At 66.7% G+C, this 21,201-nt stretch carries 25 protein-coding genes, 1 tRNA gene and 1 riboswitch; of the genes, 10 read left to right on the top strand and 16 right to left on the bottom strand.

The window, feature by feature from the left end:
- Position 1: 1 nt before the first annotated feature.
- On the bottom strand, positions 2-982 hold the full coding sequence (locus tag AB0F43_RS18100; protein WP_360477433.1) for a methyltransferase domain-containing protein: 981 nt from the start codon (positions 980-982) through the stop codon (positions 2-4).
- Positions 983-1,177: 195 nt separating this feature from the next.
- Between AB0F43_RS18100 and AB0F43_RS18095 the strand changes: the two genes are divergently transcribed.
- On the top strand, positions 1,178-1,705 hold the full coding sequence (locus AB0F43_RS18095; protein WP_360477431.1) for a GNAT family N-acetyltransferase: 528 nt from the start codon (positions 1,178-1,180) through the stop codon (positions 1,703-1,705).
- Between the two features lie 90 nt (positions 1,706-1,795).
- Here AB0F43_RS18095 and AB0F43_RS18090 read toward each other — a convergent pair whose 3' ends face one another.
- The 7 genes from AB0F43_RS18090 to AB0F43_RS18060 all read right to left on the bottom strand — a co-directional run bounded on the left by AB0F43_RS18090 (position 1,796) and on the right by AB0F43_RS18060 (position 6,174).
- The gene (locus tag AB0F43_RS18090) at positions 1,796-2,248 is read right to left on the bottom strand and encodes a GNAT family N-acetyltransferase (protein WP_360477428.1); all 453 of its coding nucleotides are present in this window, start codon (positions 2,246-2,248) and stop codon (positions 1,796-1,798) included.
- Positions 2,249-2,343: 95 nt separating this feature from the next.
- The gene (locus AB0F43_RS18085; RefSeq protein WP_360477425.1) at positions 2,344-2,892 is read right to left on the bottom strand and encodes a GNAT family N-acetyltransferase; all 549 of its coding nucleotides are present in this window, start codon (positions 2,890-2,892) and stop codon (positions 2,344-2,346) included.
- A gap of 10 nt (positions 2,893-2,902) precedes the next feature.
- A riboswitch (SAM riboswitch) is annotated at positions 2,903-3,018 on the bottom strand.
- Between the two features lie 112 nt (positions 3,019-3,130).
- Positions 3,131-3,466 carry a hypothetical protein gene (locus tag AB0F43_RS18080; protein WP_360477422.1) on the bottom strand — a complete coding sequence of 112 codons (336 nt, stop codon included), beginning with the start codon at positions 3,464-3,466 and terminating at the stop codon, positions 3,131-3,133.
- A 23-nt stretch (positions 3,467-3,489) separates the two neighbouring features.
- A complete protein-coding gene (locus AB0F43_RS18075) occupies positions 3,490-4,188 on the bottom strand; it encodes a class I SAM-dependent methyltransferase (protein ID WP_360477419.1) in 699 nt (232 codons plus the stop codon).
- A gap of 92 nt (positions 4,189-4,280) precedes the next feature.
- Positions 4,281-5,039, bottom strand: coding sequence for a DinB family protein (locus AB0F43_RS18070; protein WP_360477416.1), 759 nt, complete (start codon positions 5,037-5,039; stop codon positions 4,281-4,283).
- A 221-nt stretch (positions 5,040-5,260) separates the two neighbouring features.
- Entirely contained in the window at positions 5,261-5,692 is a 432-nt protein-coding gene (locus tag AB0F43_RS18065) for a hypothetical protein (protein WP_360477413.1), read from the bottom strand.
- Between the two features lie 182 nt (positions 5,693-5,874).
- Complete coding sequence (locus AB0F43_RS18060; RefSeq protein ID WP_360477410.1) at positions 5,875-6,174, bottom strand: hypothetical protein; 300 nt, start codon at positions 6,172-6,174, stop codon at positions 5,875-5,877.
- A gap of 610 nt (positions 6,175-6,784) precedes the next feature.
- On the opposite strand from AB0F43_RS18060, the gene AB0F43_RS18055 reads away from it, so the two are divergent.
- Together AB0F43_RS18055 and AB0F43_RS18050 are read left to right on the top strand one after the other, a co-directional pair.
- Complete coding sequence (locus AB0F43_RS18055; protein ID WP_360477408.1) at positions 6,785-7,051, top strand: hypothetical protein; 267 nt, start codon at positions 6,785-6,787, stop codon at positions 7,049-7,051.
- Positions 7,052-7,862: 811 nt separating this feature from the next.
- Entirely contained in the window at positions 7,863-8,039 is a 177-nt protein-coding gene (locus AB0F43_RS18050; RefSeq protein WP_360477405.1) for a hypothetical protein, read from the top strand.
- Positions 8,040-8,186: 147 nt separating this feature from the next.
- Here AB0F43_RS18050 and AB0F43_RS18045 read toward each other — a convergent pair whose 3' ends face one another.
- Together AB0F43_RS18045 and AB0F43_RS18040 are read right to left on the bottom strand one after the other, a co-directional pair.
- A complete protein-coding gene (locus tag AB0F43_RS18045; protein WP_360477402.1) occupies positions 8,187-9,053 on the bottom strand; it encodes a GNAT family N-acetyltransferase in 867 nt (288 codons plus the stop codon).
- Positions 9,054-9,880: 827 nt separating this feature from the next.
- Positions 9,881-10,357 carry an N-acetyltransferase gene (locus AB0F43_RS18040; protein ID WP_360477399.1) on the bottom strand — a complete coding sequence of 159 codons (477 nt, stop codon included), beginning with the start codon at positions 10,355-10,357 and terminating at the stop codon, positions 9,881-9,883.
- 501 nt (positions 10,358-10,858) lie between these two features.
- On the opposite strand from AB0F43_RS18040, the gene AB0F43_RS18035 reads away from it, so the two are divergent.
- Positions 10,859-11,026 (top strand): hypothetical protein, encoded by a 168-nt coding sequence (locus AB0F43_RS18035; RefSeq protein ID WP_360477396.1) that lies wholly within the window; start codon positions 10,859-10,861, stop codon positions 11,024-11,026.
- A 135-nt stretch (positions 11,027-11,161) separates the two neighbouring features.
- Here AB0F43_RS18035 and AB0F43_RS18030 read toward each other — a convergent pair whose 3' ends face one another.
- The 4 genes from AB0F43_RS18030 to AB0F43_RS18015 form a co-directional block, all read right to left on the bottom strand.
- Complete coding sequence (locus AB0F43_RS18030) at positions 11,162-11,401, bottom strand: hypothetical protein (RefSeq protein WP_360477393.1); 240 nt, start codon at positions 11,399-11,401, stop codon at positions 11,162-11,164.
- Between the two features lie 577 nt (positions 11,402-11,978).
- Entirely contained in the window at positions 11,979-12,314 is a 336-nt protein-coding gene (locus AB0F43_RS18025) for a hypothetical protein (protein WP_360477390.1), read from the bottom strand.
- 232 nt (positions 12,315-12,546) lie between these two features.
- Complete coding sequence (locus tag AB0F43_RS18020; protein ID WP_360477387.1) at positions 12,547-12,681, bottom strand: hypothetical protein; 135 nt, start codon at positions 12,679-12,681, stop codon at positions 12,547-12,549.
- A 73-nt stretch (positions 12,682-12,754) separates the two neighbouring features.
- A complete protein-coding gene (locus tag AB0F43_RS18015; protein WP_360477384.1) occupies positions 12,755-13,090 on the bottom strand; it encodes a hypothetical protein in 336 nt (111 codons plus the stop codon).
- Here AB0F43_RS18015 and AB0F43_RS18010 point away from each other — a divergent pair.
- The 3 genes from AB0F43_RS18010 to AB0F43_RS18000 all read left to right on the top strand — a co-directional run bounded on the left by AB0F43_RS18010 (position 13,089) and on the right by AB0F43_RS18000 (position 15,628).
- Positions 13,089-13,646 (top strand): hypothetical protein, encoded by a 558-nt coding sequence (locus AB0F43_RS18010; protein WP_360477381.1) that lies wholly within the window; start codon positions 13,089-13,091, stop codon positions 13,644-13,646. The two genes, AB0F43_RS18015 and AB0F43_RS18010, sit on opposite strands and share 2 nt — an antisense overlap.
- Before the next feature lie 372 nt (positions 13,647-14,018).
- Positions 14,019-14,648 carry a glyoxalase superfamily protein gene (locus tag AB0F43_RS18005; RefSeq protein WP_360477378.1) on the top strand — a complete coding sequence of 210 codons (630 nt, stop codon included), beginning with the start codon at positions 14,019-14,021 and terminating at the stop codon, positions 14,646-14,648.
- A 764-nt stretch (positions 14,649-15,412) separates the two neighbouring features.
- Complete coding sequence (locus tag AB0F43_RS18000; RefSeq protein WP_360477375.1) at positions 15,413-15,628, top strand: hypothetical protein; 216 nt, start codon at positions 15,413-15,415, stop codon at positions 15,626-15,628.
- A gap of 85 nt (positions 15,629-15,713) precedes the next feature.
- On the opposite strand, the gene AB0F43_RS17995 is transcribed toward AB0F43_RS18000, so the two are convergent.
- Positions 15,714-15,786, bottom strand: a tRNA-Arg gene (locus tag AB0F43_RS17995).
- Positions 15,787-16,265: 479 nt separating this feature from the next.
- On the opposite strand from AB0F43_RS17995, the gene AB0F43_RS17990 reads away from it, so the two are divergent.
- The 3 genes from AB0F43_RS17990 (at position 16,266) to AB0F43_RS17980 (ending at position 20,417) form a co-directional block, all read left to right on the top strand.
- Positions 16,266-16,856 (top strand): hypothetical protein, encoded by a 591-nt coding sequence (locus tag AB0F43_RS17990; protein WP_360477372.1) that lies wholly within the window; start codon positions 16,266-16,268, stop codon positions 16,854-16,856.
- Entirely contained in the window at positions 16,853-18,208 is a 1,356-nt protein-coding gene (locus tag AB0F43_RS17985; RefSeq protein WP_360477369.1) for a hypothetical protein, read from the top strand. The genes AB0F43_RS17990 and AB0F43_RS17985 overlap by 4 nt, the downstream gene beginning before the upstream one ends.
- 325 nt (positions 18,209-18,533) lie before the next feature.
- Complete coding sequence (locus AB0F43_RS17980) at positions 18,534-20,417, top strand: phosphoenolpyruvate carboxykinase (GTP) (protein ID WP_360477366.1); 1,884 nt, start codon at positions 18,534-18,536, stop codon at positions 20,415-20,417.
- Between the two features lie 142 nt (positions 20,418-20,559).
- Here the strand turns inward: AB0F43_RS17980 and AB0F43_RS17975 are convergent, their stop codons facing one another.
- Positions 20,560-21,195, bottom strand: a complete 636-nt coding sequence (locus AB0F43_RS17975; protein ID WP_360477363.1) for a phosphoribosyltransferase family protein — start codon at positions 21,193-21,195, stop codon at positions 20,560-20,562.
- Positions 21,196-21,201: the final 6 nt, after the last annotated feature.

Raw genomic sequence — 21,201 nt, 5'->3', positions numbered from 1 at the left:
CTCACCGCCGTCTGGACTGCCGGCCGACTGTTCTGGTCACGACGAAGGCGGTCGGCGTGGCGCCGTTGAAGCGGAGGACGCGCTCCCGGACGATCTTCAGGCCGTGGGTCCGGGCGACGGCGTCCTTCAACAGACGCTTGTCCTCGGTCAGCAGCACCGCGCGTCCGTCGTCGGTGAGTACGCGCGCGATCTCGGCGATGGCAGCGGGATAGAGGCGCAGGTTGTCGCGATGTGAGCCGACACGTTTGCCGAAGGGCAGGTTGGCGATCACCCGATCGATGCTTCGGTCGGGTTGCTGGATTGCTTCGGCCTCGGCGGTCGTGAGGCTGGCTGACAGGGCTCGCGCGGCGAGGTTCCGTCGCGCGAGCCGGATCGATCGCTTGTCGGATCCGATCAGCTCGGTGGACTGGGCCTGGCGGTGGGCAGCCAGGAGCAAGGTGCCGGTGCCGCAGAACGGGTCCAGGACGCGGTGGCCGGGCCGGATCTTCGCCAGGCGTACGACGACCTCGGCGACGACCGGGTTGGTTGACCACGGCAACCGTTCGAGCGAGCCGAACCGCCGGGTCCAGTAGAGCGGCCCGATCTCGGCGATCCATCCGGTGCCGGCGTTGGTGAGGTTGACGCTCCAGTTGCGCGGATCGTTCGTCCAGCCGAGCTCGCGGCTGACTGCGACGGCGAGCTCGCTGTCCCCGTGAACTCTGAAGGTCCGCGGCAGGTTGGCGAGAACGCCGGTTTCGGTTGACGCATGCAACGGGTCGAGAAAGCCATCGTCGTGCGGACTTCCGGGGAGTGGGATCGCGGCTGTGGAGTACAGCGGGCAGTCGTAGAGGTCCTGCAGTTCGCCGTCGATCCGGCAGGTCACGGATGCGGTCCGGGTGCTGAGGATCGTGACTTGGGGCAGTCGTCCGAGTTCGCCGGCCAGCAGGTCGGCGGCGCCGTCGACAGTACGCAGGATCAGGTGATCCTTGACAGGTGTGGGCACAGCGGTGCTCCTGAGAGGTCGCGTCGATCAGTGGTCGAATCGATGCGCGACGCACCCCACCACCGCGGTCGGCCGGGCCGCCACGGTGATCGATGCGTCTCTCAGAAACCAGTCACTGCCGCGCAACTCTAGGCTGCTGTGGACGTCGGGCGAAATGGATTTGCGGGGCGGATGTCCTTGGCGTTGGGTTGCGGCATGGCTGAACTACGCACCGAGCGCCTGCTGCTCCGCCGTTGGCGCGAATCCGACCTCGCCCCGTGGGCCGCGATGAACGCCGATCCGGAAGTCCGTCAGCATCTGGGTGAGGTGATGACGCGTGAGCAGACTGACGCCTCGGTCGCGACCTTCCGGGCCGAGTTCGACCAGCGCGGCTACGGCTGGTGGGCGGTCGAGGTGCAGGCGACCGGCGAGTTCATCGGCTTCGCGGGCCTGGACGACGTCGACCCGGGCCTGCCGTTCACCGGCGTCGAGATCGGCTGGCGGCTCGCCCGCTCGGCATGGGGCCACGGCTACGCCACCGAGTCCGCTCGCGCCGTCCTGACCTACGGCTTCGACACCCTCGGCCTCGCGGAGATCCTCGCGATCACCACTGCCACCAACCACCGCTCCCAAGCCGTCATGCGCCGGCTGGGCATGACCCACAACCCCGCCGACAACTTCGACGACCCCTCCGTCCCCGACGGCCCACTCCGCCCCAACGTCCTTTACCGAATCACGCGATGACACTGCAGATCGCCGTACCCGACCTCCCGCTCCTCGAACGAGCCGTCCACAAGTTCACAACACCGCCGACGAGCCCTGACGTCGTACGGTTCAGGCATTGCCGCGGTGGGGTGGGCAGAGGTAGAAGAGTTCGGGGTCACCTTCGTCGAGACCGTGCAGCAACCCGACTGCCGACCAGCCGGCGCGCTGGAGTAGTTGCTGCATCGGGTGGTTCGAGACGTTGGTGGACGTGAACAGCTTCGGCGCGGTGCACGCGGCCTCGGCAGCATTCAGAAGGCGTACGCCGACGCCGCGCCGCCGGGCGTTGGACGCGACCATGAGCAATGTGACGAAGCCCTGCTCGAAGAACGTGTACTCGAGCGTGAGGTACCCCTGCGGTTTCGAGCTGTTCTCCGCCATGAGGACCAGGCCCTGTTCGCACCACCGTCGGATGTCGTCGGTTCGTGCTTGATCTCCCATCGCCGCGACCTCGTCGATCTCGGCCAGCGATGACCAGTCCGACCTCTCCGCGCGGCGTACCGTCAGCGCGCTGTCCGACTCCATGCAGGAATCGTGGCACAGGGCCCCGTCACGACGCGCGGGATTTCTCTAGTCAGCTTTCAGACGGGATGCGACGACCGCGCCGATTCAAACGCCTCTCACGGGTGGTGCGCCAGCGTCGAGGCGTCCGGCCAGGTCATGCGGAGGCACTTCGGGGAGCCGTTCAGGCGGGTCGGGTCGCCGCCGGGTGGTGGGACGGTTGCCGTCTCCACGCAGGTGGCTCCGCGGGCGCGGTAGAAGTGCTGCGCATTGGTGTTCTGCTCCAGCACCCACAGGTACATCGCGTCGCCGGTCGCCTGGTCGATGACAGCTTGTGCGGCGCGGGCGAGGAGTTGTGTGCCGATGCCGGTACGGCGTTGGCTGCTGTAGACATGCAGATTGTCGACAAGGCTCCCCCACCTCGGGTCGTTGTCGAACCTGACGTGGACGAAGCCCACCAGTTGGTCGTCGTACTCGGCGAGGATGGTCGCAGTGCCGGTCGGTGCGGCAAGCCGTGCCGACCAGACCTCGCGACGATCGGTGTCGATGTCACCATCGAGGAACGAGTCCGCGTACGCGCCCCGGTAGTGCCGACGCCAACTGTCGGCGTGCAGCAGCGCGACCTGCTCAGCGTCACCTGCGCCAGCCGAACGGAACCGTAATGGCATGGGAACCTCCATCTCGCGGCTTGCCCGGCACCCTTTGTGCCGAGCCTGGTCCTCACCCGGGGCACCCCACCCACGTAGGAGGGTTGCCGGCCAGCAAGCCGGGGCTATCCGCTGGCACTCATGACCTTCACCGAAACCGTAGCAGTCACCCGATCACGCCACGAAGAAATTCCAGCAAGCGGTCATCGTCCAACGCCGTGCCCCGCACACTGCCCAAGGACCTTGGGCAGTCGATGAATCAGCGGATCAGTCCGTTGGACCGTGCCCTCCACAGCTCCTCGCGCGCAGGCTTGGTGTCGAGCAGCTCCAGTCCTCGCACCGCCCAGTCCCGCAGCGACTCGTCGGCGCTGTAGACCTGCTCGGTCAGCACCGGCAGCGCAGCCGGCGACCGAGCCTCGCCGATGAGCTCCAGCAACCAGCACCCGAGCCCGTGGTCCTTGCGCTCCCCGGCGAACGCGGCCAGCAGTTCGTCGACATGCTCGGCCGCATGAGGAAACAGCAGCTGGAACCCGTCCTCCCGGGTCTGCGGATCGCGACTACGCATGAGCCGCATCGCCTGCTCGAATCTCTGCATTACGCGGTCAACCGTTCTGGTCGTTACGGACGACGCAGGCGAACCGCCAGGAAGAAAGGGGTGGTCTGCGTCTTGTCGAATCGCCGTGGATCGATCTGCCGAGCATCCTCGGTGGCACGCGGCTCGACCAGGCGCTCCAGCGTGAACCCCGCGCCGAGAAGTTCTCCCAGGAACGTCTCCAACGTCATCCGCCAGTAGGTATGGGTGAACCGGCTGCCCTGCCATTGAGCCTCAACCCGCTCCTCATCGAAGTACGAGCCGCCGAACCAACTCCAGTCAGCCGCGGGGTGCGTCGTCGAAACGAGGAGTATTCCGCCTGGCCGCAATACCCGCCGAACCTCGGCGAGCAGTTGCTCCCGCCCGTGGATGAGGTGGTACACGAGAGCCATCACGGCAAGGTCGAACGACCCGTCTGGGAGGAACGACAGCGGCTGCTCCAGATCATGCTGATGCAGCTCAACGCTGTCTCCAAGCCTTTCCCGCGCGGCACTCAGCAGCGCCTCGCTGCCCTCAACTCCCACAACCCCAGTCGCTCCACGCTCCAAAAGCTCCGCCGCGTAATGCCCTGCCCCGCACCCGAGGTCCACCACCCGCAACCCCGACACGTCCCCCGCCAGCTCCAGCATGGCCGGCCGATCGGTGTACGCGTTGTAGACCCCATCAGTAGCGCGCTCAGCAAAATACGCGCCCTTCTCCCCGTGATACGCGCCCTCAGCACTCATCCGGTCATCCTGGCATCACTCGCCACGTACGACGAGCATGTTTCGTTCCTGCCAGATCTAGGGCCAACGTGCACGCCGCGTCGTGATCCGGTTTATGCGTCGTACGTCGTGCCGATTGCGTCGAGGTCGCGTACGGCGTACCGGTGATGCTCCCACTCCTCCTCGAGAATCACGTGCAGGCAGGAGAGAGTGGTCTCCTCGCGTTCGGGGGCCCACGGGTTCTTGCGCGCTACGGCCAGGTCGTCCGCTGTGACGGTGGCGAGGAAGTCGCGCACCATCGCGAGGCGACCCGCCCGGACCTCCAGCACTTCGGCGTACGACGGTGTGACCGTCGTGAAGACCGACATGTCCAAGCCGTCGTCCTCGGCGCCGGCGCCCGCTAGACCGATGGGGTGGAACGGCTGTTCGATCCCCAGGACCGCCTGGCGAAACCACAAGTCCGTGGCAAGGATCAGGTGCCGCAGCGTTTGCACGAACGACCACTCGCCACTCACCGACACGTCGACCGTTCCGGCCGGCATCGCCGCGACGCGCTCGAGCGTGGCCGCCCAAGTGCGCTCGAGGACAGCCCAGGCCGCACGCAAACCATCCGGATCTCCGGCCCGCCGGTCGGCCCGGCCGGGAAAGCGCCGGTCGAGTTCAGCCTCGACGAGCGGCGTCACGTCAACGCCGTTGACCCGCAGGAAGCTCCCGCCCTCGGACAGCCACGGTGCGTCGATCTCCAACCCCCGCACCTCGACGCCGCGCATCACCACACCAGACAAATCAGCCCCAACAAACCGGGCCCCACGCAAATCCGCATCAACGAACTCCGCCCCTCGCAGCTCGTCGGACCGGTTGAAGCTTGCCATGGCATCTCCTCGTCGACCGCCCTGTCACCGCCCGCCAGCCAGTATGACGCTCAGACGTCCCAAGAACTCCCCAAGCACGAGCTGCGCGCCGCCACGCGATGATCGACGAGCGGGCGATAGTACGTCGTTCAGCGGCGATAAGCCGGGCAAGTCTCCACTGCGCTACTTACGCAGCCGTACTCCGCTTGTACAGCCGCGGTGCGTCCTGCGCACCCTTGGGGTCAGCTTTCCTTGCGGCGTTGCCTGTGGTGCGGATCTGCCAGGGCATGCGCCTCGCGGGAGTACTCCTCGATTGCGCGATCGAAGGCGCCAAGCGGCAGTGACCATGCCTTGTCCTGAGGCTCGCCGAGTCGGTTCAGCGCTGGCGGTATCGCATCGATCCAGCCGAAGAGGCCACGTCGCTTCATCCCCTGTTGGTACAGCGCCCGTCCGGCGTCAGTGCACCAGTACCGGTCGGCCTCGGCCTCAGCCCCGATGAGGCCTGCCGCGACCAGGCGGGCCACGGCTTGAAGGAACTCGGCCTCGGTGAGGACGGCATGGTTGATGAGATCCGCGTTCGCGATGACCCGGACGAGTGTGGAGCCGTCATCAGGACCGGTCCCCTCGACAGAAGAGAAGACCCAAGCGTCCGACAACATCCATTGCGCGGCCACAACCCCAGGATAGGCGCGCTGGCGCCGGCCGACTTCGGTTCCATGACCTGCGGCACTCCTGTCGTCGCTGCTGTGGAGCCAAGGCGTGCCACTTGAGCAGATTCAGGACATCCTCAGTCACGCTGACCGCAGTACGTCGAAGCTCGTCTACGTCACGGTCGAGTTCGAAGGGGGTTCGGTGCCTATTGCTCTGGCGCACGATGGCGTGGTGGTGACTGCGGCTGTTGATGTGCCCACGCGACAGCGGCGGCCCAGCCCAGCAGGGCGATGATCATCCCCGCGCCACCGCCGACCATTGCACCGTTGCGAAGGCTGCCCACCACCGCGCCCACAGAACCGGTCATGAGGGCAGCGACCAGAAGGATCGAGGAGGCATCCCCGCCCCAGCTCAAATCACGCAGCCGCTTGCGCATCGACCGTCCGCGCTCCATCAGCATCAGCACTTGAGCGCTGATCACCGAGGCGACGACAAGGACAGCCAAGCAACGGACTGTGACCACACCCCCATCATGCCGCCACATCCCACGCCGGCCGTTGGGCAAGCTCCGGCGTGGACACCTGCTTGAGCTCGTCTGACGCTCGTACGACGCAAGCTCTGTCCAGACTCGGTGAGTCGTCAGTGGATACACCTACCTTGGCAACGGCCCCGAGGCCACTGGCGGCGGTGTGGGCTGGGCTATGCGATCAGACCTTTTCGCCAGATGCGTTCGCTGCGGCAGTTTTGTGTCGCTTGACCCAACCGAGTATGGCCAATGCGAATGCGGAGCTATCAACAAAGACGCCGATGCTGGTCGGTTCGGCTCAAGCCTCGGCGATCAAGCGATCGAGATCTACTGCCGGGACCAAGCTCGACAACCGCCTGACGTTGAAACACGCGACGCCGCATAGCCAGCTTGGGAAGCACGGTCCGACCCCCGGTCGACGGTCCATCCTGAGCGTCCATCGACGTCTGCTTCATGGATGGGGCGCTCCGGCCAACTCGTCGACCTGCGTCCGATGGGATCCAGGGCCGGTGTTAACAAGCAAGCCTGTGAGCAACTGAGGCTGGAAACGGCGATAACGGCACGGACAGAGTTCCGGCACAATCGTCGCATGACACGCTACTTCCGTCGGCGCTGGAACGAGACACGTGGCGATGATCATGACGACTGGGGTACGTCGGAGTGGTGCTTTGAGGTAGACGACGACGGCTGGGTAAGCCGTCAGATCGAGGTCTATGACAGTGGCCCGACTCTTCGGTACGACCGCGCCCATGTTGCCGACGAGTTCGGCGGACTTAGCGAGGCTCCGTTGCCGCTTGACGAGTTCGCGCCCCACGAGATACCTCGCGATGCCTTCGAGTTGGCCTGGCGGGGCTAGCGGAGGGTCACGGCGTCGGCGTCGGGGCGTCGCGGCCCTCGGCTCATTGCGCTCAACTGACCAAGAGAAGGCGACGCCACGGGGTGGTCGAGGCGGGGATAGCACGTTGGTTGGGTAGTCGCGCGGAAGGGTGGGTGGGGCTGCCGGGCGAGCTCGCGACGTAGGAGTGGGCGTGGCTGGCTGCGAGGGTCGACGTACGCCGAAACGCCCAGGCAGGTCAGACTGGACCTGCCTGGGCTTTGGGTGGCGCGCTCGGAGGTGAGACGAAGGGCAGCGGGCATCCGTGGATCGAGCCTCTCATCGACTCGGAACGACGGTGATGTGGCCCTTCGTCCACACCTGCCCCGTCCCCCTGATAGCTGCCAAACCCAGGTCAGCGCGGCGCATGTCAAGAGTCGGCTTGCCGATCCCGAAGGGACGCTCTGGCGCTCTTGATGTGGGTCGTGGTGGCCGTACGATCGAGCGGCCAGGGGGACGGGGCAACCCGGCGGTCAGACGCCAGGCACGTCGGTCATTGGCAGTTGGGATCGCGTGGAGGGGAAGCGTCCCGCTGCTTGGCCCCGGCGGGGACGCGCCCCGGCGCCGCCCGCAGTCCGGGGCAGCGCGCCGAAGGCGCGCCCTTGATCTGTAAGAGATTGATTCGGGAGGCGATGGATCAAACGACCTGTCCTACGTCGACTGGTGTGCGAGAACCGTTCGCCAACTGAGCCGCGGCAGCTGGACACGCGAATCCGGCGTGCGCGGACGTTCAACGTTCGACGTCGAGGCTGGCAACCGGTCTCGCGGCCGGTGACGCCTGTATGTTCGAACTATGACTGAATCAGCCGATGAGCGCCGAATCGCACGGCGCGCGGAGCTGCTACCGGAGGAACGCTCTGCCGGCAGCGATGACCCCGAGGAGCAGGCTCGGGTGATCCTCGAAGACTCGGACGAACGCACAGAACACCCCGAGGAGACCAGGCGCGAGTCCACGCAGACCCCTGACTAGGCCCAGCTGTCCACCCGCCCACGGCGGGGTCCCCGAGGTCACGTTCGTACGTTTCGCTAACGCGCCGCTGCAGCCTGACCGAGGAGTTCGAACACCGCCTGGACTACCTCGCTTAGGCCTCCCGGATGTGGTCCGGAGACCTCGACGTCAGACCTTCCGGATCCGGTCGGCGATCTCCGGCCTCGCCGCGAAACCGGCCGCCTTATACGTCGCGACGCCGCCGACGTTAGAGCTCGGCGTGCACACCCGCACGCTCGACGAGCCCATCTCCCGTAATGCGGCCGCCCCGGCGACGGTGATCGCCCGGCCATAGCCGCGGCCGCGGTGGTCCGCATGGACGCCCATCGGCTCGACCAGTCCCGGCTTCCCCGGGCCGGCCGACCAGACCGTCACCACCCCCGCGGGGTTGCCCTGGTCGTCGTAAGCACCCAGGCATCGGGCGTCGGCGTAGAACGGTCCCGCGGACATCTCGTGCCAGTACTCGCGCGTGGGCCTCGTGGTGTTGAACGCGGACCGCAGGACGTCGGCGAAGTCCTGTGCCTGCTCCAGGCCGATCGTCTTGATCCACACGCCGGGGTCCTCCACCGCTTCGGCGAGGTCGCGGAAGAGCGGCGTCCACGGCTCGTCGACACCCCAGCCCTCCTTGGTCAACAGGTCGTGGAGCAGCAGGCCCTGCGGCGCCTCGATGGACACCGCTCCTTCCGGCAGCACGCCGCGCTCAGGCAGCGAGAAGTCCTCGACGAGCCGCCGCGCCAAGTCCTCGTCCTGGAAAGCGTCGGGAGCGACTGTCATCCGCACCAGCGTCGGCGAATCCAGCATCCCGACGGCGAGGATCCGTCCGTCCCGGCTCCAGATCCGGACCGCCGCGGCCGTCTCGGCCGTTCCGAACCGGTAGTTCCAGCCGATGTCCCCGGGATGCAGTTGCATCGGCGCTTCGTCGTGCTGCCACTCCCGCAGCGCCGCAATAGCCTCGCGCACGCCGTCGGCCGTCGGCGTGCTCAGCAAAATCGTCATAGCCGGGATCTGACACCCCCGGCTCGGAGGCGTGCAACCGATTAACGTCTCTGCTCCGAGCCGCTGGTGGAGACGTCCAGATGAGGAGCCCGCACCTGCCCCGTCCTCCTGACGAGCACGCGCGGCACCGGGTGCGCGACACGACGTTTGCTAGCTATAACTGGCTCGTCACGAAGTACCTCATCCCGCTGTTCGGCAAGAAAGAAGCTCACCACGCTTCGGCCGAACGACGTACGGCGCGGCCAGTTCCAGCTCCAGCAGGTCAGCCAGTGCTGTGCCCAGGGCAAGGACAAGGCTCGGGAAGATCGGGCGGCGGCCGAGCCACCCCGGAAGAACCCGAAGGCGATCCAGGGTGCTCGGTGACCAACTTCCTGAAGGCCATCCGCGAGGACCGGCTCTATGCCTTGTACGCCGTGGCGCTGTCGCTCGGCCTCCGTCGCGGGCCGAGCAGTCGGGCCGCCCTTCTGGCATGTCCCGGAGAACACAAAAGCCCAGGTCAGATGGCGTCTGCCTGGGCTTCGGGATTTGCGCGCTCGGAGGGATTCGAACCCCCAACCTTCTGATCCGTAGTCGAGTTCAAGGCGTCCATCCTTGGCCACAGCACGCCTGACAGCGTGTCTCGATCTGACGGAACGTCCAGAGCTGTCCGGTCCGATCCGTGGCCGCTGTTAGCAAGCCCGTTAGCAAGGCGTGGACGAGCTGCTCATACGAGTCCGTTGCCTTGAGGCCCCAACCACCCGACGGCCCAGCCCCGAGCTATGCGTCGGGAGCACGGAGGCCGACTGCGTCATGCCGCCAGAACGGCTCTGCGTAGACCAGCGTCCCTGTCATCCATGGCTCATACTCCGGGAGCCTGATGGCCTGGAAGGCACCGTCCGGGATTCGCAGGGACGGCTTTCGGAAGCCCAGATCGCCACCGGGCGCGAAGCCGAAACGTGAGTAGTAGCCCGGATCGCCCTCCAAGAAGACGAGGGGAACAGCCCGCTCGGCGAGGGTCCCAGTCCGTGCCGGACCAGAGCCGAGCCGATACCGCGCTTGTGGAACTCGGGCATCACGGCCAACGGACTCAGGACTTGCACGTCAACCTGCCGCCGAGGGGCATCGAGCAGACTACGGGTGAACATGACATGCCCAACGATCTGTCTGTCGCGCTCGGCGACCAGCGAGAGGCCGTTCTCTGGCGTGATGATCTCCCGCAAGGTATCGACAAGGTCGGCCACGACGAGGCCATGGTCACCGAACGCCCGAAGGTGAACATCCCGCACGGCCTGTCTGTCGCTCGCAAGTTCTTCGCGAAGATCCATGACCGGAGGATAAAGACCCGTCCGGGCGGCTGGCACACGGTTTTGGAGCCGGGACAGGCCCAGAGACCGCGCGGTTGCTCATCCGGGCCAGCATCCGAACGGTGCCTCGCGTTCCGACGGGAAGAACCACCCTGACCGCCACCAGATTGCCGGCCAATTCCGGCCCATCATCCCGGAGTCGTGAGGCCCCCGCCGGAGGCGCGCCTTGATCCACAAGAGCCAAATTCGGCAAGTGGGATCGGCGGGAGGGTGTCCTGTCTCGGGTGATGCGCGACACCCGCGCGCCAGGTGATGTGCGACACCGGCGTGCAGAAGCGACGCGTGCGCAAGCACGACCTCGGTGCGGTACGCACCCCACGAGGACGCCTCGGATCGACCGCCCGTCCCGCGTATGTACGACGACAGTGTCGGCCGCGACGGACTTGAGCCAGCTCACGCGTCCAGATTCGGTTGCAGGTCACGATGTCCCGTGTAGGCGCGAGCGGTCGGGGCAATTCGACGATGCGAGCTGGCGTAAGGCAACAGGCAACCCTGACCATCGCGGTCTCCGAGACCACCCTGGCCATCGAGCTCGACGACGGCGACGTCCGCGTCGTCCGCCGCACCAACGCCAAGTCCGTCACTACGATCAAGTCCAGGTCGCCACGGACGGCCACCACAGTTTCCTAGGCAAGGTGTCAACCATCAGCCGAGACAGATTCGTCAAAGATCACCTGAGACACGACAGGATCGGCGGGAGGGTGTGATCCGCCAAGAGATCCGCGTCACTAGGTGATGTACTGCCGGTCGGGTCAGAGAAACCGACTAGCTGTCCCCCATCGCCAGTTCGTGGAAGTACGTGACGGGCTTGCCCAATGCGTTGGCGTACGCGATCTCGCGGCGGGTGGCCTCCCCGATGTAGCCACCGGGGTTCACGATTCGTACCTCATCTGCGAGGTCGATCCTGCGGAGGTGCAGCTCGCCCAAGGCCCGGACGAGCAAAGGGTCCAACACGGGCGCCTCGGTGGCCTCCGGAGCCAGGACGATCGCCAGATCGAGCGTCAAGCGCGTGCGCTCGGTCGCAAACTCCCTGCTGAAGCGCAGGGAACCGCACAGACAAACGATCTTCGGGCGAGCAACCGGCACGTTGGACATGGACACCCTTCAAGAGCCGAAGATCCCTCCAGCATTCCATGCTGCCGTTGATGCCCAGCCAGTGGGACGGCGTCAGGCGATAGACGGAATGAGAGTGATCCGCGCCCGGCGAGCTGAGGTCTCCGGCTGGCTTTGGGTCGGCAGGTCGTGCGCCAGCTCCGTGATCGCCGCGTCGGGCTGAGGCTGATGCCTATCGGTCGCCTTCCGCTGGAACAGAGCCCCGGACGGATAGTCAGCGGTGATGCCGTGTTAGCAGAAGTGTTAGCAAGAACAGCCTCGACAAGAAGAAACCCCAGGCCATATACCGCATGACCTGGGGTTTCGTCTGCGCGCTCGGAGGGATTCGAATCCCCAACCTTCTGATCCGTAGGAGCCTGCAAACCCTCGGAGCCAACCTGCCGCCACCGGTAGCGAGTGGGTCCTAGGTGCTCACAGACGCCCGTCGGCAGCTGCCGTTGGGGTACGACTGGGGTACTGAACACAATTGCTACTGGCTGTCGATCCATCGGTCGTACAGGTCGACGTAGTGCTGCACGATCATGCTCGCGCGCTGCAGACTCTCGAGGCCGCTCGTGCCGCGCAGTTCGGCCAGGCGATGAGCTGCCTCAAGTCCATAGGTGGAAGCAGTGAGCACTCTCCACCATGCGCTGATCGGGCCATGGTCGGAACCGTTCAGCGCGGCTTGGTTGCCCTCCAGAATTGTCAGGAGGCTGCCGTGTGTGACGTTACAGAGCCGCTTGTAGTCCTCGGCGCCGCTGGTTGGTTTGATGAGCTTGAACAGCTTGGTTGGTCGCGGAAGGGCTGCCTTGTCCACCAGGCCCACTGCCTCTCGCCACTCCTCAAGCTGAGTTTCATGCCTTGCAGCCCAGTGAGGCTGTCGCCCTCGAACAGAGCTGCTTCCTCGTCAACCGTGTTCTCTAGAACGCCTACCGCCCGGGCGATGCGCTGCTCGTACGTGAGTCCCGGGTCGGCCACCCACCATGTCCTGTTCGCCAGCTCACAGGCCGATCTCGCCAAGGACGCCGACGAGAACATCAGGTTTGCCGACGGCGCAGTCACGTACTGCACGCCACAGACGAAGTCTCACGCGCGCTGAGGAGATACGTGCCCGCTACCTCGTGCACGAAGGTTGCCGGTTTGGTCATTTCGCCGGCGGTGAATTGGTCGTCGATGGCGCGGATCTCGGTCATGATGGCCGCGGTGCAACCAGTGCGTGCAACTTCCGACATCGCTACGGCCGTCCCCGCTGCGACCGCGGCGGCATCATCCAACGGCGGCAGAGATACAGACTTTTAGTGCGTGTTTGTGAGTGGTCTTGTCAGGTGTATTCGAGGTGGCGTCGGTGTTGACGAATCGGCAGGCGGGTGCGGTCAGGTACGCGCCGAGCAGGGCGGTCTTGGCGCCGTCGCGGTCTTGGACGCTGGCGGCGCACACGGTGACGGTGAGCAGCAGGCCGAGGGTGTGTTTGGCGTGTCTTCCAAGCTGGCCATGCGGGTTCGATTCCCGTCGCCCGCTCCACTGATCAAGGCCGTCTCTTAACGATTTTCGTACGGCGGTCGTGCCGGCGAGCGGAGGCGGACGCCTATAGTTCTCTCGCATGACTTCGCCGCCGCGCTCGTACGGTTTCACCGGCAGGCGACCGGCCGCAGTCGAGATCGCGTTCTGGATCGCGGTCGTGGTGCCGCCGCTGGCGACCGTGCTCAACGTGGCCGCCTTCGTGGTCGTGAAGAGGGCTGTGGACGACGTGTTCGGCACGACGGGCGGGGACGCTCAGGCGTCGATGGTCGAACTCCGTGACAAGGTGAACGGGCCCCTGCTCGGCTTGTTCATCTTCTTCACGGTCCGAGACCTGCTCCTGAGCGGCCTCTGGATCCTGCTCGGCCTCAAGATGCGCAGCGGCCGACACTGGGCGCGGATCACGCTGACCGTGTTCGCCTCCCTGTGGGCTCTGTCCAGCCTCGTCGCGCTGATCCGGGGCGACACCCAGGGCTTCACGACCGCGGACATACCCCCATTCTTCGAGTTCCCGAGCTCGTACCTCGTACTGGACTACGCGCGAAGCGCCCTAAATCTGCTCGCGATGGCCGCATTCATCCCGCTGGTCTTCCTGAGGCGGTCCAACCGGTATTTCACGGCCCGGCGCCCACCTGCCTGAGTGCGTCTGACCGGACAATCGAGCGACCAGGGGGACGAGGCCGACCGCCGGCCCTCGACCAGGCGCCGAGTGACGAACCGGACCAGTGGCCGTGGAAGACCTTGGAATCCGGTACGCCGTTTGGCCAGTCGGCGGGGGTGAGGGCGTTGGCCGTAGGTCGTAAGCCCGGCCCTCGCCGCGCGCCTTGATTCTTAAGAGGTCAACTCGGCAGCCGCGCGGAAACGGAGAATGGGCGGCGCTCACGCGGCCTGGGGGCCAATTCGCGTGCTAATCTCAACGTTGCAGGCGCGGGTTCACACCCGGTCGTAGGGCGCAGCGGCAACAAGCCGAAAGGGCAAGGCCCACCTACTTCACGACCGAAGAGGGAGCGCCATGCCCAAGCTCGAAACCTACAAGAAGCAGGCGAAACTGCTCGTTCGCTGGCACCGCGAAGGGAACTTCTCGATTGGCGGTCGCATCCGACAGCTCGCGCGTTATCGCACGTTGTCCGACCGCGAAGCACTCGCGCTGAAGTTTCCCCTCACCGAAGCCCAAGAGATCATCGCTCTCGAAGCGGGCTGCGCCAGCTGGGCCGAACTCAAGGCGAGCACGGAAGCGGCTCCGCCCACCACCGAGCAGCCGGAGGCTCAGGACACGGCAGTCGCGAGCGCCAAACCGGTGCTGTACGTCGCAGACGTCGATGCCTCGGCCACGTTCTATCGGGACCAGCTCGGCTTCCGGATCGACTTCTTGCACGGCAACCCGCCATTCTACGGATCGGTGTCGCGCGACGGCGCGAGCTTGCACCTGAAGCTCGTAGACGAGCCGGTGTTCGCGGCCGGTGCCGCGGAACGAGAAGGGCTCATCATGGCGTTCATCGATACGCCGAACGTACGCGAACTTTACGCGGAATATCGGGCCGCTGACGCCGAGATCGTGCAGAAGCTGACCAAGCAAGCGTGGGGCGGCACCGACTTCATCGTGCGCGACCCGGACGGCAACGCGATCGCGTTCGTCGGCTGAGGCCCGACGCGGCGGAGGCATGACCGGTTGCGGTCAACCATGACCTCAAGAACCCAACCGTTCAGGAACTAACGACACGCCTGACGGTTCGACCTCCATAGTTGCCCTGTCCCCCTGATAGCTGCCAACCAAGGTCAGCGCGGCGCGGGTCAAGAGTCGGCTTGCCGATCCCGTAGGGACGCGCAGCGCTCTTGATGCGTGTCGTGGTGGCCGGACAATCGAGCGGCCAGGGGGACGGGGCTAGCCGGCGGTCAGACGCCTAGAACGGGTCTGGCCGCTTCCTCATGTCTGGGGTTCTCCGGTCTTCAGGCTGGGCCGGAGAGCGTGCCCGGCCTGGCGCGCCGGAGGCGCGCCCTTGATCCATAAGAGCTCATATCGGCAGAGGTACGGCGTACGCGGCGGTTGCATCGTCGTGGGACTTGCCCCGGGGCCAACGCAGGCCGTCCGGGTCGCTACGTTCGGCGTCACGGACCTGGTCGATGATCGCCGATGGTCCGGACTGCCGGGCGAGCTGGAGACCTCAGACCATGTGGCCAGCTCGAACCGGTCGACGAGTCGGCTTGCGCCGTCTGAGAGGAGTATGGCGGCCGTCAGGGTGTCTAGCGGCTCCTTGCCGACGATCGCCTCGGGGGCCGCGTCTGGATCGGAGCTGGCGACCCAGAAGCCACCGGCTGGTTGCGGTAGCTCCGGAGTGTCTCGACGTAGACCCGGTGCGCGTCGACGTGTTCGGGGGAGCCGGATCGTAGGGCGTCCATGGCGGCTCGGTGGTGCTGGCCTACCTGAGCCTCGCGGTCGTCGCAGATCGCGTGTGTCTGGGTGCTCCTGCGCGTCGCTGCTCTGGAGCCAGGGCGTGCCCCTGGAGCAGATCCAAGAACGAGGACCCCCGTACGACGAAGACGATCTACGTCGACGTGGCGGAGGATCTTCAGCACGGCGCGGTGGACAAGCTCGGGTTCCTGTTTGAGCAGGACGACGAGTGACGTTGGGGTCAGCCGTGGGGGTCAGGTCAGACCCCGGACAAGCGAAACCCCAGGTCGCCTGTGCGGTGACCTGGGGTTTTGTCTGCGCGCTCGGAGGGATTCGAACCCCCAACCTTCTGATCCGTAGTCAGATGCTCTATCCGTTGAGCTACGAGCGCTGGACAACGTCGAGTAACGATACATGGGGGAGGTGGGTGGATGCCAATCGGGCTCCGGGGGGCGGTGTGGTGGAGGGGTGGGGGCGACTGTCGGGAACTCGGATGACTTCGAGAAGGTGCTCAAGCTGGTGCGGGTGCCGGACGATGCGGTGTGGTTCATCGGGAAGCTGCCGGAGTTGTTGGGCCGGTCGGGGCGGGGCTGGCTGAGGCGGGGGAGCAGGCCGCGAGGGCGGCTGGGGCGCTGGTCGGGGACGAGGGTGAGGGTGGGGCGCGGAAGGCGCTGGCCGGGGGTGTGAACACGATGGGCGCGGCGAAGGAGAAGCTGCAGGAGCTGGCCGGCCTCCTGCGCCCGGTGGACCGCCGCGGGAGGGAGCATCGCCAGCCATCGATTCCCAGCGGAACCGGTTGCAGGGGGTGGACGTCTAAGGGCGCGTCGTTGACCGGTAAGGGAGGACCTCCGCGTGGCTAATGTCGCGGGCATGGCGAGTCGACTGGTGCGGGGTACGGCGATCGCGTGCGGCGTGGCCGCGGTCGCGGGGGCCGGGATCGGGTTCGCGCTCGGCGACCCGGTGCAGCCCGAGGATATTTTGCCGGCCCGGTCGTTCTCGGCGGGCCTGTGCGTCCGGCTCGGCGATGTGTCCAGTCTGTTGCCCCAGGCATCCAAGGTGACGACCCCGGTCACCCTGACCCAGATCGGCAATTCGAGGGTGACCTGCACCGCGTCCGACGCCAGTAAGCGCTCCACCTTCTCCAGCGCGTACGTGAAGCTGACGATCACACCGTACGGCGGGCGAGACATGGGCGCGGGGCAACAGCCGCTGAACCCGGCCCAGAACGCGAAGCGGACGTGGGACCGGAGCCCGCTGGAGAGCGTTCCCGATCGTCCGTACCCGTCCAAGCTCGGGTCGAGCGCTCGGGGTATCGCCGGTCAGTCGTGGACGATCAACGCGCTCGTGCAGCGCGGAGACGTCATCGTCCACGTGCTCTACCTGGCGAACCCGGCCGAGCAGAAGGCCGCTGAGCAGGCGGCGCTGGCACTGGCGGACCGCGCGATCTGGGAGACGAAGTGAACGGCACGCCACAGATCCCCGGCTACCAGTTCGACCAGCGGTTGCTGACACATCCGCTCGCCGAGCTGTGGCGTGGGCGCAGCTTCACCGGGATGGAGGTCGTCGCGCTGGTGCTCAGTGTCACCGGTGCGCGCGATGCGGTGGTGCGTGACCGCCTCGCCCAGGTCGGTCGGGGCGCCGCACTCCAGCCGGGGCAGCAGGAGGCTCCGCTGTGGGCGGCGAACTTCAGCTCCGATCGCCCGTACGCGATCACCCAGCTGGTCCCCGGTCAGTCGGGCGCCGAGCGGCTGATCGACCCGCTCGACGGCATTCTCGGCAACGACGAGCAGTCCCTGCAGGCGGTCCGAGCCCAGCTCAGCCAGTACGGCGCCATGCCGCCACCGGCCGTGGACACCACCGCGTTCCCCTCGTATCTCGACCAACCGCAAAACCAACCGACCGCACCCCGGCAAACGCAATCACCACAGCAAGCGCAATCACCACAGCAAGCGCAATCACCACAGCAAGCGCAATCAGCCCAACAAGCGCAATCAGCCCAGCAACCGCACCCAGCCCAACAAGCGCAGCCGACGTTGCAGACGGCGTTGCAAGCGAGTCTGGATGCCGCGAGACCCCCGTCCAAGATCGAGGTCGTCCGGCAGTACCGGCACAGGATCGGCAGCTGGATCTACGTGGCCGTCGTCCTCGGTGTGCTGGTGGTTTTTTCGATCACCTATTCCATCGGCGCCGCGATCGGCAGCTCCATCAAGGATGAGCCGGTTGAGGCGGTTCCCGCCGCGGTCAGCCCGAGCCCATTCCCGTCGCCGGTCCTGCTGCCCGGCGTCCCGCGGGTCACCACCGCGACCTACAAGCAACCGACCGGGGCTCCTGGAGTGATCGGTGCGACCTACGCGGTCGGTGCGGACGTTCAGCCGATTCTCACCGCCGGGCTCCCGTTTCCGTTCGGCTGGCCGCGGCCGCCCGAGGTCAGTTCGCTCGGTGAGTCGAGCTCGGCGATCTACCGCCGGGTGCAGACGGCCACGATGAGGGACCGGCCAAAGGGCACGCTGGACGGGCGCGTCGCTCTTCACCCCTGCCGGGACCTGGCCGGCTGCCTCGCCGACCGGAGCGCGTTCGACAAGGAGTGGACGGCGGCCTTCACCGCGCCCGCGCCCGCCACCGCGAAGGACTCGCGAACCTGGTTCGCCGAGCAGAGGAACGGGTCGAAGACGCGGTCGTACGTCCTGACGATGTCGCACGCGTTCATCAGCGGCGGCCGGTGGTGGCTGGTCGGTGTCGTGGTCACCGGCGCCGCCGGCGAGGAGGCGGACGTCCAGTGCATCGTCAACGACATCTGGTTCCAAACCGGCTGATCCACCGAAAATCTTTCACCAACGGCCCGCGCATCGAGCGCGGGCCGTTCTCATTTTCACAAGGTTCGCCGGAAAGCGATTGTCGCCGAAACTTTGTGAGCGGGCTCACGTGCGGGTGGTTCTCACCACGCGTTCGAGTCGCGTACCGTTAGTACCACTTGCACACTGGTATACGTCCACTGGACGCACTGGTATGCGACAGATCACACCGCCAGCCAGCTGGATCGAACCGCCGGAGACCCCGGCGGCCGACGTCGTACCTCCCCTCAGCGTCGAGGGGCCGGAACGCCGCCGGGCCCGACAGCCGAGAGGGAATGAGCCGCCGATGACGACCACCGCCAGCCCGACCCATACCGACGCCGACGCCCCCGCCGACACGGAGCCCCTCAAAGCCGAGGCACCCAGCTACGACCTGAGTGACGCCCCGACCGAGCACGCCGGCCTGCTGGCCTGGGTCGCCGAGGTGGCCGCACTGACCCAGCCCGACCGGATCCACTGGATGGACGGCTCGGACGAGGAGTACGCGAAGCTCACCGAGGAGCTGATCTCTGCCGGCACCATGGTCCGGCTGAACGAGGAGAAGAAGCCGAACTCGTTCTGGGTCCGCACCGACCCCTCGGATGTCGCCAGGGTCGAGCAGCGCACGTTCATCTGCTCGGTCGACGAGGCCGACGCCGGTCCGACCAACAACTGGATGGACCCGGCCGAGATGAAGGCCTTGATGACCGAGCTGTACCGCGGCTCGATGCGCGGCCGGACGATGTACGTCGTCCCGTTCTGCATGGGCCCGCTGACCGCGGAGAAGCCGATGTTCGGGGTCGAGATCACCGACTCGGCGTACGTGGTCGCGTCGATGCGGATCATGGCCCGGACCGGCGCCGACGTGCTCGCCAGGATGGGTACCGACGCGCCGTACGTCCCCTGTCTGCACTCGGTCGGCGCACCGCTGGAGCCGGGGCAGCAGGACGTGCCGTGGCCGTGCAACGACGAGAAGTACATCGTCCAGTTCCCCGAGGAGCGGGCGATCTGGTCGTACGGCTCCGGGTACGGCGGCAACTCGCTGCTCGGCAAGAAGTGCTACTCGCTGCGGATCGCGTCGGCGATGGCTCGGGACGAGGGCTGGCTCGCAGAGCACATGCTGATCCTCAAGTTGATCTCGCCGGAGAAGAAGGTCCACTACATCGCGGCGGCGTTCCCGAGCGCGTGCGGCAAGACCAACCTGGCGATGCTCGACCCGACGCTGGAGGGCTGGGAGGTCGAGACCCTCGGCGACGACATCGCCTGGATGCGGTTCGGTCCGGACGGGCGCCTGTACGCCGTGAACCCGGAGTTCGGCCTGTTCGGTGTGGCCCCGGGGACCGGCTGGAAGACGAACCCGAACGCGATGCGCACGATCGAGAAGGGCAACTCGGTGTTCACCAACGTCGCGCTCACCGACGACGGTGACGTCTGGTGGGAGGGCTACTCGCCGGTCCCGCCGGACCACCTGACCGACTGGAAGGGCCGGGACTGGACGCCGGACTCCGGCGAGCTGTCCAGCCACCCGAACAGCCGGTTCTGCACGCCGATCAAGCAGTGCCCGATCATCGCCGACGAGTACGAGGACCCGAACGGCGTACCGATCTCGGCGATCATCTTCGGCGGCCGGCGCGCCACCACGGTGCCGCTGGTGACCGAGTCGCGGGACTGGGCCCACGGTGTGTTCATGGGCGCGACGCTGTCGTCGGAGACCACGGCGGCCGCGGTCGGTGAGGTCGGCGTCGTACGGCGTGACCCGATGGCGATGCTGCCGTTCCTCGGGTACAACGCGGGTGACTACTTCGACCACTGGCTGACCGTCGGCAAGGAGCACGACGCGTCGAAGCTGCCGCGGATCTTCTACGTGAACTGGTTCCGCAAGGACGAGGCCGGCAAGTTCGTCTGGCCGGGATTCAGCGAGAACAGCCGGGTACTGAAGTGGGTGATCGAGCGGATCGAGGGCCAGGCCGACGCGGTCGAGACCCCGGTCGGCCGGGTGCCGACGGCTGACGCGCTCGACGTCTCCGGCCTGGATCTGACCGAGGAGGAGCTCGCGATCGCGCTCAAGGTCGACGCCGAGGAGTGGAAGTCCGAGATCCCGCTGATCGAGGAGTGGTTCACCAAGCTCGGCGACAAGGTCCCGGCCACGCTGAAGGTCGAGCTCGACAACCTGCGCGCACGGCTCGGCTGACACCAGACTCCGAGCTGCCGAGTCGGAAGCCGGCAGGTCGGACGGAAAGCGCGGCGCCCCCGGCCACCAGCCGGGGCGCCGCGCTGCGCCCGGCCTCCAGGAGCGCTGTGTCTGGACCCCCAGCCGCGCCGCACCCGGACCGTCAGGGTCGCTCGGCGAGGATGCGCCGTACCTCGTCGTCCTCCACCGGCGAGAAGTCGCGGTAGGCCTGGCCGACCGCGGTGTAGTACGCCGGCTTCCACACGCACACGACCTCGTCGGCGACGTGCGCCAGCCGCCGGCACCCGTCCGCGCCACCGACCGGTACGGCGACGATCACCCGCGCCGGGTCCTGCCGCCGTACCGCTGCCACCGCAGCTCGCATCGTCGAGCCGGTCGCCAGGCCGTCGTCGACCAGGATCACCACCCGCCCGCGTACGTCGATCGCCGGGCGGTCGCCGCGGTACGCCTGCTCGCGCCGCTTCAGCTCCCGCGTCTCTTCCTCGAGTACGTCGGCCAGCGCATGCTCACTGGCTTCGGCGAGAACTGGCTCGTTGCGGACCGTGTGGGTCTCGCCGCCGACGCCCGCGATCGCGCCCATCGCGAGCTCGGGTTGCTGAGGCAGGCCGAGCTTGCGGACGATCAGCACGTCCAGCTTCGCCCCGAGAGCGTCCGCGACCGGCGCCGCCACCGGGACACCACCGCGTGCCAGCCCCAGAACCAGGACTGGTCCGGCGACCTCGCCGAGCTCGTCTGCCAGAGCGCGCCCCGCAGCCGCCCGATCCGCGTACGGCCTCATATCGCC

The sequence above is a fragment of the Kribbella sp. NPDC023972 genome (assembly GCF_040639075.1).
Lineage (GTDB): Bacteria > Actinomycetota > Actinomycetes > Propionibacteriales > Kribbellaceae > Kribbella.
The sequence above is the reverse complement of the archived record's forward strand: the minus strand, read 5'-3'. Positions and strand labels throughout refer to the sequence as shown.